16 protein-coding genes are annotated in these 11,908 nt (G+C 72.5%); 9 read left to right on the forward strand and 7 right to left on the reverse strand.

Going from position 1 to position 11,908, the window contains the following annotated elements:
* Positions 1 to 477: anti-sigma factor (locus PSH25_RS07995; protein ID WP_238658383.1), on the forward strand; the 477-nt coding region annotated here is incomplete at its 5' end.
* 94 nt (positions 478 to 571) lie between these two features.
* On the opposite strand, the gene PSH25_RS08000 is transcribed toward PSH25_RS07995, so the two are convergent.
* The 4 genes from PSH25_RS08000 to PSH25_RS08015 form a co-directional block, all read right to left on the reverse strand.
* Positions 572 to 1,531 (reverse strand): electron transfer flavoprotein subunit alpha/FixB family protein, encoded by a 960-nt coding sequence (locus PSH25_RS08000; protein WP_238658384.1) that lies wholly within the window; start codon positions 1,529 to 1,531, stop codon positions 572 to 574.
* 15 nt (positions 1,532 to 1,546) lie between these two features.
* Positions 1,547 to 2,326: an electron transfer flavoprotein subunit beta/FixA family protein gene (locus PSH25_RS08005; RefSeq protein ID WP_238658385.1), complete on the reverse strand. Its 780-nt coding sequence runs from the start codon at positions 2,324 to 2,326 to the stop codon at positions 1,547 to 1,549.
* Positions 2,327 to 2,513: 187 nt separating this feature from the next.
* A complete protein-coding gene (locus PSH25_RS08010) occupies positions 2,514 to 2,921 on the reverse strand; it encodes a hypothetical protein (RefSeq protein WP_274527154.1) in 408 nt (135 codons plus the stop codon).
* A 2-nt stretch (positions 2,922 to 2,923) separates the two neighbouring features.
* Positions 2,924 to 3,721, reverse strand: a complete 798-nt coding sequence (locus tag PSH25_RS08015) for a GNAT family N-acetyltransferase (RefSeq protein WP_238658387.1) — start codon at positions 3,719 to 3,721, stop codon at positions 2,924 to 2,926.
* A gap of 42 nt (positions 3,722 to 3,763) precedes the next feature.
* Here PSH25_RS08015 and PSH25_RS08020 point away from each other — a divergent pair, with 42 nt between their 5' ends.
* Genes PSH25_RS08020 through PSH25_RS08030 form a run of 3 tightly spaced genes read left to right on the forward strand, consistent with a single transcriptional unit; the run spans position 3,764 to position 4,902 of the window.
* Positions 3,764 to 4,156, forward strand: coding sequence for a YidH family protein (locus PSH25_RS08020; protein WP_238658388.1), 393 nt, complete (start codon positions 3,764 to 3,766; stop codon positions 4,154 to 4,156).
* Entirely contained in the window at positions 4,153 to 4,458 is a 306-nt protein-coding gene (locus tag PSH25_RS08025) for a DUF202 domain-containing protein (RefSeq protein WP_238658389.1), read from the forward strand. The genes PSH25_RS08020 and PSH25_RS08025 overlap by 4 nt, the downstream gene beginning before the upstream one ends.
* A gap of 27 nt (positions 4,459 to 4,485) precedes the next feature.
* Positions 4,486 to 4,902, forward strand: a complete 417-nt coding sequence (locus PSH25_RS08030) for a PLD nuclease N-terminal domain-containing protein (RefSeq protein WP_238658390.1) — start codon at positions 4,486 to 4,488, stop codon at positions 4,900 to 4,902.
* 45 nt (positions 4,903 to 4,947) lie between these two features.
* Here the strand turns inward: PSH25_RS08030 and PSH25_RS08035 are convergent, their stop codons facing one another.
* Positions 4,948 to 6,570 carry an acetolactate synthase gene (locus PSH25_RS08035; protein ID WP_238658391.1) on the reverse strand — a complete coding sequence of 541 codons (1,623 nt, stop codon included), beginning with the start codon at positions 6,568 to 6,570 and terminating at the stop codon, positions 4,948 to 4,950.
* A gap of 121 nt (positions 6,571 to 6,691) precedes the next feature.
* Positions 6,692 to 7,465, reverse strand: a complete 774-nt coding sequence (locus PSH25_RS08040; RefSeq protein ID WP_238658392.1) for an enoyl-CoA hydratase/isomerase family protein — start codon at positions 7,463 to 7,465, stop codon at positions 6,692 to 6,694.
* Between the two features lie 98 nt (positions 7,466 to 7,563).
* Between PSH25_RS08040 and PSH25_RS08045 the strand changes: the two genes are divergently transcribed.
* The 4 genes from PSH25_RS08045 to PSH25_RS08060 all read left to right on the forward strand — a co-directional run bounded on the left by PSH25_RS08045 (position 7,564) and on the right by PSH25_RS08060 (position 10,185).
* Positions 7,564 to 8,043: a DUF6232 family protein gene (locus tag PSH25_RS08045; protein ID WP_238658393.1), complete on the forward strand. Its 480-nt coding sequence runs from the start codon at positions 7,564 to 7,566 to the stop codon at positions 8,041 to 8,043.
* A 497-nt stretch (positions 8,044 to 8,540) separates the two neighbouring features.
* Positions 8,541 to 9,023: a DUF6232 family protein gene (locus tag PSH25_RS08050; protein ID WP_088991167.1), complete on the forward strand. Its 483-nt coding sequence runs from the start codon at positions 8,541 to 8,543 to the stop codon at positions 9,021 to 9,023.
* On the forward strand, positions 9,020 to 9,409 hold the full coding sequence (locus tag PSH25_RS08055) for a DoxX-related protein (RefSeq protein WP_238658394.1): 390 nt from the start codon (positions 9,020 to 9,022) through the stop codon (positions 9,407 to 9,409). The genes PSH25_RS08050 and PSH25_RS08055 overlap by 4 nt, the downstream gene beginning before the upstream one ends.
* 47 nt (positions 9,410 to 9,456) lie before the next feature.
* Entirely contained in the window at positions 9,457 to 10,185 is a 729-nt protein-coding gene (locus PSH25_RS08060; protein ID WP_238658395.1) for a hypothetical protein, read from the forward strand.
* 24 nt (positions 10,186 to 10,209) lie between these two features.
* Here PSH25_RS08060 and PSH25_RS08065 read toward each other — a convergent pair whose 3' ends face one another.
* Positions 10,210 to 10,668: a rhodanese-like domain-containing protein gene (locus PSH25_RS08065; protein WP_238658396.1), complete on the reverse strand. Its 459-nt coding sequence runs from the start codon at positions 10,666 to 10,668 to the stop codon at positions 10,210 to 10,212.
* Positions 10,669 to 10,739: 71 nt separating this feature from the next.
* On the opposite strand from PSH25_RS08065, the gene ftrA reads away from it, so the two are divergent.
* The gene (ftrA, locus tag PSH25_RS08070) at positions 10,740 to 11,768 is read left to right on the forward strand and encodes a transcriptional regulator FtrA (protein ID WP_274527155.1); all 1,029 of its coding nucleotides are present in this window, start codon (positions 10,740 to 10,742) and stop codon (positions 11,766 to 11,768) included.
* Positions 11,769 to 11,908: the final 140 nt, after the last annotated feature.

The following is an 11,908-nucleotide window of genomic DNA, read 5'->3' on the forward strand; positions in this document are numbered from 1 at the left end:
TGGATTCGGCGCGCCGGTCCCGTCGGGGCTCTGGCTGGTCGCCCTGGGTGGCCACCGCGGTGCACCGCGGCCGCCGCCGCGGCGGTCGGCGTGGTGGGCACCGTCTCGGTGCTCCGACCGGACGACCCGACGCCCACCCCGACGCCGGTGGTGGTGGCGAGCGCGCCGCTGGCGGCGTACGGGGCGACACCGCCGGCGGCCAAGGGCGACGCCCGAGTTCTCCAGGACGGCCAACTACATCTGCATGTGGCGAATCTCCCGAGCGTCACGGGGTACTACGAGGTCTGGCTCATCAATCCGACGACGATGGAGATGTTCTCGGTCGGCACCCTCGGGCGCGGCCCGGACGCTCTGCTACCCCTGCCCCCGAATGTCGACCTCAAGAGCTACTCGGTGGTCGACGTCTCCGCCGAGCAGTACGACAACAACACCCGCCACTCCGGCGACAGCCTGTTGAGGGGCACCCTGACGGGCTGATCGGCGGGCCGGCTCAGCTCCCCGGCTCGCCGATCAGCTCCCCACATGGCAGTGGCCGCCCGTGCAGACGGGCGGCCACTGTCGTGTCGCAGGGTCACTTACGCTTGCGGATCTCCTCGGCGGCCTGCGGGACGATCTTGAACAGGTCGCCCACCACCCCGAAGTCGGCCAGCTCGAAAATCGGCGCCTCGCCGTCCTTGTTGACCGCGACGATGGTCTTCGAGGTCTGCATGCCGGCCCGGTGCTGGATGGCACCGGAGATGCCGAGGGCGACGTAGAGCTGCGGGGAGACCGTCTTGCCGGTTTGGCCCACCTGGAACTGGTGCGGGTAGAAGCCGGAGTCGACGGCCGCCCGGGACGCGCCCACGGCGCCGCCGAGCAGGTCGGCCAGCTCCTCGACCAGCTTGAAGTTGTCGGCGTTGCCGACACCCCGGCCGCCGGAGACGACCACGCCGGCCTCGGTCAGCTCGGGGCGGGAGCCCTTCTGCTCGGCGACCCGCTCGACGACCTTGGCCAGCTTGTCGGTGTCGGTGACCGACACGCTGAGCTGCTCGATCGCCGGAGCGGCCGCCGCCGGGGCGGGGGTGACCGAGTTGGGCCGGACGGTGACCAGCGGCAGGCCCTTGGTGACCTTGGACTTGACGATGGTGGAGCCGGCGAAGGCGACCTGGGTCGCGGTGCCGTCGGCGTCCAGGCCGACCACGTCGGTCAGGATGCCGTTGTCGAGCTTGACGGCGAGCCGGGCGGCGATCTCCTTGCCCTCCTGGGCCGACGCGAGCAGCACGGCGGCCGGCTGCACCCGCTTGACCAACTCGGCCAGCACGGTCGCCTTGGGGGCCACCAGGTAGCCGTCGATCTCGTCACCCTCGGCGGCGTAGATCTTCTCCGCGCCGTACTCGCCCAGCTTGCCGCTCAGCGCCTCGGCGGCGCCGGCGCCACCGAGCACGACCGCGCTCGGGGTGCCCAGCTCACGCGCGAGGGTGAGCATTTCCAGGGTGACCTTCTTGACGCCGAATTCCTTGGTGGCTTCGACGACGACGAGAACCTCGGACATGTCAGAACCCCCCTCTCACACGAACTTCTCGGTGGCGAGGAACTCGACCAGCTTGACGCCGCCCTCGCCCTCATCAGTGATCTTGGCGCCGCCGGAGCGCGGGGGGCGCTTGGTGTGCTCGACGACGGCGCTGGTGGCGCCGTCGAAGCCCACCTCGTCGGGCGCGACGCCGAGGTCGGCCAGCGCGAGCGTCTGCACCGGCTTCTTCTTGGCCGCCATGATGCCCTTGAAGGAGGGGTAGCGCGGCTCGTTGATCGTGTCCCAGACGGAGACCACGGCCGGGGTGGAGGCGGTGACCACCTCGTAGCCCTCCTCGGTCTGCCGCTCGACGGTAAGCGTCGCGCCGTCGACGGTGAGCTTGCGGGCGCCGGTGAGCGCCGCGACGCCCAGCCGCTCGGCGATCATGTGCGGCATGACCTGGACCCGACCGTCGGTGGACTCGGCACCGCAGATGACCAGGTCGGCGCCGAGCTGACCGAGCGCGGCGGCGAGCACCTTCGAGGTGGCGACGGCGCACGAGCCGTGCAGGGCGTCGTCCAGCACGTGCACGGCCTTGTCCGGGCCCATGGAGAGCGCCTTGCGGATCGACTCGGTCGCCCGGTCCGGACCCATGGTCAGGATGGTGACCTCGCCGCCGTGCGCCTCCTTGATCTTCAGCGCCTCCTCGATGGCGTACTCGTCCATCTCGTTGATCACGTTGTTCGCCGAACCGCGGTCGACGGTGTTGTCGTCATTGCGCAGGTTGCGGTCCGCGCCCGAATCAGGCACCTGCTTGACGAGTACGACGATGTTCATCGCGCTTCGACGACCCTCCTGTGTGGTGTTGCGATTCGCTCGCCCGGTCTGGGGCGCAGCGTCGCGCGTCGGTCGACGCCAGGTCAACCGCGGGCGGTTGTGCAGTTGCCCACGGCGCAATGTTACCTGCCAGTAGGTTGCGCTCCGGCAGCACTCAGAGTGACACAGCTCACCGACGCGCGGCCGGTCAGGCCGGCTCGGCCAACGCGACCCGGATCTGGTCGATGGCCGCCGCCTCGGCGGGGGCCATCCCGTCGTGCGCCCGGGCCACCTGGTCCGCCGCGGCCAACACCAGATCGCGGTACGCGTCCACGTCGCGCGGGGACTTCTCGCGCAGGATCCGCACCGCCCGCCCCAGCGCCGGCAGCACCACCGACTCGATCTCCAGCTGCGAGTCCCGGGGAAGTCGCGGCAGCGGGCCGGTGGTCAGCGCCTCCTTGACCGTGCCACTGGCGTCGGCAAGCGCGCCGGACGCGGCGATGCTCTCCCGGATCACCCCCAGGACTCCCGGGTCGGCGTTGGAGACCAGGAAGACAGCGCCGAAGGCACCGGTCTTGAGGGTCAGCCGCTCCTCGTCCGTCAACCGCTGCTCCATGATCACGGAGTGTAGACGTACGGGGTGGTGGTGGTGACCGCGACGAGGCCGAGTCGCTCCAGGATCGGCCGGCTGTCCTCGGAGCAGTCGACCTGCAACAGCGTCCGGCCCCTCTGGTCGGCCAGCCGCGCACGGTAGGTGACCAGCGCCCGGTAGATGCCCTTGCGACGCCACTGCGGCAGGGTGGACCCGCCCCAGAGGGTGGCGAAGCCGGTGTTCGCCGGGAAGCGCACCCAGCCCGCGCTCACCACGGTTCCGTCCGCCTCGGCCACCACCACCGTGATCGAGTGCGGGTCGGCGTCGATCTCCTTGGCCAGACCCCACACCAGGTGCGAGCGGTCCTCCTGCCAGACCTCCTCCTCCATGGCGGCGATCCGCTCCAGGTCGGCGCGGGAGGTCACCTCACGCAGGCGTACCCCCTCGGGGGCGACCGGCAGCGCCCCGGCCAGCGCCGCGACCGGGCCGACCACGACGGTCTCCCGGTCCTCGGGCACGAAGCCGGCGGCGCGCAGCCGGTCCGCCAGGTCCGCCGGTTCGTCGTGCTCGTTGAGCTTCCACTCGGCCGACTCGCCGCGCTCACGGCACAACCGCACCTGCCGGGCGATCAGCTCGTCCAGCGCGTCGCCGGTCAACCCGCCCAGGTCGCGGTAGGTGAGGAACGCACCGGCGTCGAGCCCGGTGATCCGGACCAGCGGCCCGTCCCGCTCCACCGTCACGCCGGCCGGAACCGGGTCGGGAATCTCCGGGCGGAGTTGGTTGTCGTAGGCGGTCCGCAGCGTCTGTACGTCGAGATCAGTCACCGGCCCAGGCTAAGCGGGATGGGAAGCGGATAATCTCCCACTGTGTGGGAGGCGATCAGGCGGTGGTTCGACCCGGCGGAGCTGGGCTCGGTCGGTGAGACACCGGACTACCGCTTCTCGCTGGCCAACGAACGGACCTTCCTCGCCTGGCTGCGCACCGGGTTGGCGCTGGTCGGTGGCGGGTTGGCCGCCGCGCAGTTCCTGCCACCCCTGCCGATGAGCCACCTGCGGGAGGTGATCGCGGTGGCGTTGCTGCTGCTCGGCGCGGCGGTCGCGATCCGCGCGGTGGACCACTGGGCGCGTACCGAGCGGGCCATCCGGCTCGGTCAGGAGCTGCCCGCGTCCCGGTTCCCCGCCATCCTGGCGCTCGCCGTCGGCGTCGGCGCGTTGCTGCTGGTGGTCGCCGTCCTGCTGCGGGCGATCGGCGGGCGGTGAGCACCGGACGCGACCCGGGGCTGCAACCGGAGCGGACCCGGCTGGCCTGGCGGCGCACCCTGCTCACGGTGACCGTCGTGACCGTGCTCGCCGTCCGGCTGGCGTCGACGGGCGACCCGACCGGCGCCCTGATCGCCGGCTGCATCGTGCTGGTGTGGGGCGCCCTGCTGGTGCTCTGCTGGTCGCGTGGCACCGGCACCGGTCCGGCCCGCACCGGCGGCCGGACACTGCCCCTGGTCACGGTGGGCACGGTGGTGCTGGCGTTACTGGGAGTGCTGCTGGTCCTGCGCGGACTGTGGTGACGCGCGCCGGTGCGCCATGATGGGTGGATGGCCCGGCTTGGCGTACTCCTCTTCCTGGTGCAGATTGTCCTCGCCGTCTGCGCGCTGATCAGCTGCCTCTCCGCCGAGGAGGGCAAGATCCGTGCCCTTCCCCGGATCGCCTGGGTGCTGATCATCCTGTTCTTCCCGCTGGTCGGCTCGATCGCCTGGTTCATCGTCGGCCGAGAGCCCAGCCCCGCCGCCCGCAAGGGCTGGCCGGGCGGCACCGGCGGCGCCGAGCGGCAGCGCCCCCGACCGGTGGCCCCCGACGACGACCCGGAGTTCCTGCGCTCCGTCGAGGAACGCGCCCAGCAGCAGGACCAGGAGCTCTTCCGCCGCTGGGAGGAAGACCTGCGGCGGCGCGAGGACGACCTGCGCCGCCGCGACGGTGAGCCGCCGCGCGAGGGTGACCGACCGGAGGTGTGAGCGCGCCGCCGCCGGCGCAGGAGCGACGGCGGCGGCGGGTGCGACTCAGGCCAGGTTCGACGACCGGGGGTACGCGTCGGTCGGGTCGGTGAGCACGTTCACCAGGTACGGCACTCCGGAGTCGAACGCCCGCTGGAGCGCCGGGCCCAGGTCTGCCGCCTTGGCGACCGTCTCCCCCGCACCGCCGAGCGCACTGACCACGGTGTCGTACCGCAGCTCCGGCTGGAGGTCGGCGGCCACGTCGTAGCCGTACATGGCCCGCATCGGGTGCTTCTCCAGCCCCCAGATGCCGTTGTTGCCGACGACGATCACCACCGGCAGCTTCTGGCGGACCAGCGACTCGACGTCCATCAGCGAGAAGCCGGCCGCGCCGTCGCCCATCAGCACACAGATCTGCCGGTCCGGGTGACTGACCCGGGCGCCCATCGCGTAACCCATGCCGGTGCCCAGGCAGCCGTACGGGCCCGGGTCCAGCCAGGTGCCGGGCTGGGCCGGCTCCAGGTACCGCCCGGCGTACGACACGAAGTCGCCGCCGTCGCCGATGGTGATCGCATCCGGGGCGAGCACCCGACGCAGCTCGCCGTAAATCCGGGCCGGCCGGATCGGGTCGGTCTCGGCGGCCATCTCCGCGGCGTCGCGAGCCTTCGCGGCGTCCTCGGCCACGCGCAGGTCGGCGATCCAGTCGGCGTGGTCGGCCCGGTCACCGGAGTGGTCGGCCAACGCGGAGAGGATCAGGCGCAGGTCGCCGGCGGGGGCGGCGGCCGGCTGCACGTGCGTGGCCCGCTGGCTGGGGGCGTCGACGATGTGCACCACCTTGGCGTCACCGAAGTCACCGAAGCTGAGCCGGAAGTCCAGCGGGGTGCCCACCACCACGACCACGTCGGCGCCGGAGAGCGCGGCCCGGCGGGCCTTGGCGAACGCGAGCGGGTGCTCCGGCGGCAGCGAGCCGCGACCCATGCCGTTGGTGAAGACCGGCACCTGCAACGCCTCGGCCGCCTCGCGCAGGGCGGCGACCGCGTCGCCCGCGTACACGTCGGAGCCGGCGATGATGACCGGCCGCTGCGCCCCGGCGATGAGCAGCGCGGCGCGGCCGACCTCGTCCGGGTCCGGCGCGATCGGGTCGACACCCGTCACGGTGGGCAGCTCGGCCTCGGCGACCGAGAAGACCGTCTCCAGCGGAAAGTCGAGGAAGGCCGGGCCGCGGTGCGGGGTGAGCGCGGCGTGCAGCGCCGCACCGACCGCGCGCGGGATGTCGTCGGTGCTGAACACCGTCTCGGCGTGCTTGGTGACCGGGGCGACCAGCGGCAGGTGGTCCATCTCCTGCAGGCTGCCGGAGCCCCAGCGGAACGCGGGCGCGCGCCCGCCGAGCACCAGCACCGGCGAGGCGTTGAAGAACGCGCTGGTCATGCCGGAGATGCCGTTGGTGACACCGGGCCCGGCCGTGAGCACGGCGAGGCCGGGTCGGCGCTGGAGCTTGGCCACCGCCTCGGCGGCGAAGACCGCGGACTGCTCGTGCCGGACGTCGTAGATCGGGAAGTCGGTCTTGTACGCGGCATCGTAGAGCGGGAAGACGTGCCCGCCGGACAGCGTGAACATCTCCCGTACGCCGTGCGCGCGTAGTGCCGCGAGCGCCAACTCGCCGCCGTGACCCTCGATCCGCTCCGTCATGTCGCTCCCATCGTCCGTGGCCGGGATCACAGGTTACCGGCCAGTCACTTGGCAGTGCGACCGTGGCCCCGACCAGTGGACGTTGCCGAGGTCAGGGGGCCTCGGGCCGGGGAGCGACGGATCAGCGGCCGGTGAAGCCCGGCTTGCGCTTCTCGACGAAGGCAGTCATGCCCTCCCGCCGGTCGTCGGTGGCGAACAGCGCCGCGAAGAGCTGACTCTCCCAGGCCAGGCCCGAGTTCAGGTCCATGTCGAGGCCGCCGTCGACCGCCAGCTTCGCCGCCCGCAGCGCCTGCACCGGCCCGGTCAGGTACGGGGTGATCAGCGCGACGGCCGTGTCGTACACCTCGGCGGCCGGGGCGACCCGGTCGGCCAGGCCGATCCGCAGCGCCTCCTGCGCGTCCACCATCCGCCCCGACATGATCAGGTCCTTGGCGCGGGCCGGGCCGACCAGGCGGGCCAGCCGCTGGGTGCCGCCCGCACCGGGGATGATGCCCAGCTTGATCTCCGGCTGGCCGAGCTTGGCGTCCTCGGCGACCACCCGCCAGTCACAGGCCAGCGCCAGCTCACAGCCACCACCGAGGGCGTACCCGGTGATCGCGGCGACCACCGGCTTGGGGATCCGGGCGATCGCGCCGAGCGCGCTGGACAGGTTCGCGGCCCGGTCGGCCATGTCCACGTAGGACATCTCGGCCATCTGCTTGATGTCGGCGCCGGCGGCGAAGACCTTCTCCCCGCCGTACACGATGACGGCGCGGACCTCGGGATCGGCGGTGGCCGCCGTGGCGGCGGCGCGCAACTCCTCCTGCACCTGGGTGTTGAGCGCGTTCATCGGCGGCCGCTCCAGCCGGATCGTGCCGATGCCGTCCCTGGTCTCCAGCCGAACGAACTCGCCCACGCTGCCCTCACTTCCTCGTCGAAGTCGCGTGCCAACCTTACGACCCGGCTCGTTTGGGTAAGTAGTCTGGTGTTAGCCCTATGGGCGGGAGTCCAGCCATGATCACGTATTACGACGACAGATCGGTGCAGGTCACCTCCACCACCGTCCGTGTCGACGGTCGCAGCTACGCGCTGTCCGACATCACCATGATCTGGCACCGCCGGGGCACCCGTTCCTGGCGCGTGCTGGTGGGGCGGGGTGCGATCGGCGCCGCGCTCGCCGGCCCGCTGGTCGCGGCGGTGCTCGGCATCGGCGTGGCCGTCTGGCTGCACCGCTCACCCACCGTGACGATCGCGATCGTCGGCGCGTCGGTGCTGGTCGGGTTGGCCGTCGGGCCGGTCGCCGACTTCCTCTTCGAACACCTGGACCGCTCGTACGCCCGGGGCAGCCGCCAACTGGAGATCTGGGCCCGTTGGCGCGGCCAACCGGTGCGTCTGCTGCGCACCGGTGACGCGCTGCGTTTCGGGCAGATCTACCGGGCGGTGCAACGCGCGGTCGAGCACAGCCAACCGGCCCGTCCCGGCATCCGCCGCTAGCCACCCTCTCCTCTTCACGTCCCGATCTGGCCCACCCGGCCGCCAACGTCGGGACCTGAGGAGCGGCTCGAGCCCGCTTGAAGGCGCGGCAGGCGCGGCACGCGCGGCACGGGCACGGGCAGGCGCGGCAACACTCAGGCAAGGCCTTTGGAGCTGATGTCGCAAACGAATCAGACCGAGCCCGCCGTGCCGCAATGCCGCTGTGCGGCGATGCCTTGATGCCGGGTGCCGAATCGCGACCACGCGCGATGTCACAAACGATTCAGCTCCAAAGGAAGCCGCACCACCCGAGCCTCGAACGGCCCCGTCGAATGCGACGGAGGCCGAGGAAGGCGAGGCCCGAGGAAGCCGAGGCCCGAGGAAGGCGAAGCCCGAGGAAGCCGAGGCCCGTAGGGAGGCGAGGCCCGTAGGGAGGCGAGGCCCGTAAGGAGGCGAGGCCCGTAGGGAGGCGAGGCCCGACGGGGGCGGGGTTTGCCTGGCGGTGGTTAGGCTTAGTGATGACCCTCTATTACCGGGACGACGCGGTGCAGGTGACCTCCGAGTCGATCCGGGCGGGCGGTCACGTGATCGCCCTGTCCGACGTGACGTTCGTCTGGCACGCGCGAGGGCAGAAAACCCTCGCCGTACGCGGCCGGGTGCTCGGTCGCGGTGTCCTGGTCCTGCTGCTCTCGCTGCCGCCGCTGGTCGCCGTGGTCTGCGTACTGTCACTGGCCTGGTCGGCACAGGACCGGGGCAACTGGCAGCTGGCGCTGATCATTCTCGCCGCCTGCGCGGTGGGGGCACTGGCCCTGGCACCGTTCCTGGAGATCCCCCTCGGCTGGCTGGACCGCTCCTACGAGCGTGGCAGCCACGTGCACGAGCTGTGGGTGCAGCACCACGGCCGGGAGGATCTGCTGGTGCGCACCCCGGACGCGCTACGGTTCGGGCAGATCTACCGGGCCGTGCAGCGTGCCGTCGAACAGCAGGGGGACCATCGATGAGCAACCGCCGCGGCGAGGCCGTTGCGCTGGCCGGGCTGCTCGCCGCGGCCGGCGTCACCCATCTGGTACGCCCCGGCGTCTACGACCCGATCGTGCCGCGCGCGTTGCCCGGCCCGGCTCGTTTCTGGACGTACGCCAGCGGCGTCGCCGAGCTGGCCGTGGCGGCGGCGGTGGCCCATCCGTCCACCCGGGCGGCCGGCGGTCGGGCGGCCGCAGCCCTGTTCGTCGCCGTCCTGCCGGCGAACGTGAAGATGGCGGTGGACTGGCGGCACCGACGCCCGACGCGGCGGGCCGTCGCGTACGGACGGGTGCCGTTGCAGGTGCCGCTGATCTGGTGGGCGCTGCGGGTCGCCCGCGCCGACACCGCCGGTCGACTGTCACGCTGACCAGCGCTGTCGGGCGGTTGTGGCACGGCCGACGCACACTTGATCCCATGGCCATTTCCCTGCCCACCCCGACCGCCGTGGTCGGCCTGACCCGCTCCGCTCTCGACCAGGCGCTCGGCTCGGCCGCCACGATGGCGGCCGTGCCCGCTCGCGCGTTCGCCGTGTTGGACGGGGTGGAGGCGCTGCTGGCCCGGATCAACGGCGTGGTCGACCGGATCGAGACGACCCTGGAGCGGACCGACCAGGTGCTCACCGACGCCGAGGTTGCGGTCCGCGAGGTGGCCGTCATCAGCGCCGCCGCGACCACCGCCATCGACACCGCCACCGAGGTGGCCACGGCCGCCGCCGTGGTGGTCGCCGAGGCCGACCGGGTCTCCCGGGCGGCGGGCACGGTGGTGGCCGAGGCCGACCGGGTCGCGAGCCGCGCCGCCGGCACCGTGGGGACCGCGACGGAGGCTGCCGCCACGGCGGCCGAACTGCTGGCGGCGTACGAGCCGGCGCTACGCCGGGCCGCTCCGATGGCCGGGAGGTTCGTCGAGGAGCTGAGCCACGAGGAGATCACTGCGGCGATCCACCTGATCGACGAGTTGCCCAAGCTCAGGGAACACCTGACGGCGGACATCCTGCCGATCCTGGCCACGCTGGACCGGGTCGGGCCCGACCTGCACGACCTGCTCGACGTGACCCGCGACCTCAAGCTCGCCGTGGCCGGCATCCCCGGGCTGGGCATGCTGCGCCGACGCGGCGAGAAGCTCGCCGACGAGCCGGTCGGCTGAGCCCTCGTCCGCCTGCGCGGTGGCTCAGCAGTCGCAGGTGATCGTCGTGGTGGGCGCGGTGAGGTCGTCGACCGGTCGCTGGGTCAACCCGGCGTCCGTCACCACCGGCAGCCCTTCGCGCGCCCAGTACTCGAACCCGCCGAGCATCTCCTTCACCGGATGACCGAGCCGGGCGAACTCCAGCGCGGCTCGGGTCGCGCCGTTGCAGCCCGGACCCCAGCAATAGGTCACCACCGCCGAGCCCGGCGGGATCAGGTCCGCCGCCCGGGTCGCGATCTCGGCGGTGGGCAGGTGCACCGCGCCGGGAAGGTGCCCCTGCGCCCAGGCGGCCGCGCCCCGGGAGTCGACGACGACCAGACCCGGGGTACGGGCCGACAGGTCGGCGTGCACGTCACTGACGTCGGTCTCGACGCTGAGCCGAGTGCGGAAGTAGGCGGCGGCGGTGGCCGGATCGGCCGGCGGAACGGCGAAGGTGAAGGTCATGCACCGATCCTCGCCAGGTCACCACCCTCGCGACGAGTGGCGGGAACGACGTCCTGCGCTAACATCCCGCCATGCCGATCCCGGCCACGATCACCGGCCCGCGGCTGCTGCCGGCGCCCCGCCGACCGGCGGCCGCGCACCGGGTGGCCGTGCTCGCGTACCCGGGGATGTCGGTGTTCGAGACCGGCATCGTCACCGAGGTGTTCGGGCTGGCCCGGCCCGAGTTCGACGTCGACTGGTACGACCTGGTGCTCTGCGCCGAGCAGCCGGGGCCGGTGCCGGTGGTCGGCGGAGCCAGTCTGCACACCCCGTACGGTCTGGCCGAGCTGGCGGCGGCGCGGACGGTGATCGTGCCCGGCGTAGCGGACGTGACCGCCGACCCGTCGCCCGAGCTGATCACCGCGCTCCGCCAGGCGCACCGGCGCGGCGCCCGGATCATGTCGATCTGCTCGGGCGCGTTCGCGCTGGCGGGCGCGGGGCTGTTGGACGGCCGGCGGGCCACCACCCACTGGCGGTACGCGGAGCTGCTGGCCCGGCGCTACCCGCGGGTCGAAGTGGACCCGGACGTGCTCTACCTCGATGACGGTGACCTGCTCACCAGTGCCGGCAGCGCGGCCGGGCTGGACCTCTGCGTACACGTGATCCGGCGCGACCACGGCGCGGCGATCGCCAACGCGGTCGCCCGACGGCTGGTGATCCCGCCGCACCGCGACGGCGGGCAGGCCCAGTTCGTCGAGGCGCCGGTGCCCACCGACCCGGACGACGACCGGATCGCGGGCAGCATCGACTGGGCGCTCGCCCACCTCGGCGAGCCGCTGACCGTGGCCCAGCTCGCCGGGCGGGCGCACATGTCGCCCCGCACCTACCTGCGGCACTTCGCCCGGGCCACCGGGACCAGCCCGATCCGTTGGCTGATCGACAAGCGGATCCGCGCCAGCCTGACCCTGCTGGAGGAGACGGACGCCGCGGTCGAGCAGGTCGCCCGCGCGGTGGGCTTCGACACGGCGGTCACCTATCGGCACCACTTCGGCCGGGTCATGCTGACCTCACCGTCGGCGTACCGCCGGGCCTTCCGCACCGGCGCGGGCCGGCGGGCGTGACCCGCCGACGCGCTCGGGCCGGCGCAACGCGCGAGTCAGGTCGGCTCAGCGCGGTAACGCGCTCAGGCCGGTACGTACAGCTCGTCGATCTCGGCGCGACGCGGGAGCGCCACCGACGCGCCGAGCTTGCGGACGCAGGC

Origin of the sequence: Micromonospora foliorum, from assembly GCF_022229015.1 — a bacterium.
Taxonomy (GTDB): domain Bacteria; phylum Actinomycetota; class Actinomycetes; order Mycobacteriales; family Micromonosporaceae; genus Micromonospora; species Micromonospora foliorum.

Bases quoted from the DNA above. Each gene is read 5' to 3' on its own strand.
- PSH25_RS08055 (WP_238658394.1), top strand. From the start codon at position 9,020: ATGAGCAACCGCCGCGGCGAGGCCGTTGCGCTGGCCGGGCTGCTCGCC.
- ftrA (WP_274527155.1), top strand. From the start codon at position 10,740: ATGCCGATCCCGGCCACGATCACCGGCCCGCGGCTGCTGCCGGCGCCC.
- PSH25_RS08045 (WP_238658393.1), top strand. From the start codon at position 7,564: ATGATCACGTATTACGACGACAGATCGGTGCAGGTCACCTCCACCACC.
- PSH25_RS08010 (WP_274527154.1), bottom strand. From the start codon at position 2,921: ATGGAGCAGCGGTTGACGGACGAGGAGCGGCTGACCCTCAAGACCGGT.
- PSH25_RS08030 (WP_238658390.1), top strand. From the start codon at position 4,486: ATGGCCCGGCTTGGCGTACTCCTCTTCCTGGTGCAGATTGTCCTCGCC.
- PSH25_RS08005 (WP_238658385.1), bottom strand. From the start codon at position 2,326: ATGAACATCGTCGTACTCGTCAAGCAGGTGCCTGATTCGGGCGCGGAC.
- PSH25_RS08065 (WP_238658396.1), bottom strand. From the start codon at position 10,668: ATGACCTTCACCTTCGCCGTTCCGCCGGCCGATCCGGCCACCGCCGCC.
- PSH25_RS08000 (WP_238658384.1), bottom strand. From the start codon at position 1,531: ATGTCCGAGGTTCTCGTCGTCGTCGAAGCCACCAAGGAATTCGGCGTC.
- PSH25_RS08035 (WP_238658391.1), bottom strand. From the start codon at position 6,570: ATGACGGAGCGGATCGAGGGTCACGGCGGCGAGTTGGCGCTCGCGGCA.
- PSH25_RS08060 (WP_238658395.1), top strand. From the start codon at position 9,457: ATGGCCATTTCCCTGCCCACCCCGACCGCCGTGGTCGGCCTGACCCGC.
- PSH25_RS08050 (WP_088991167.1), top strand. From the start codon at position 8,541: ATGACCCTCTATTACCGGGACGACGCGGTGCAGGTGACCTCCGAGTCG.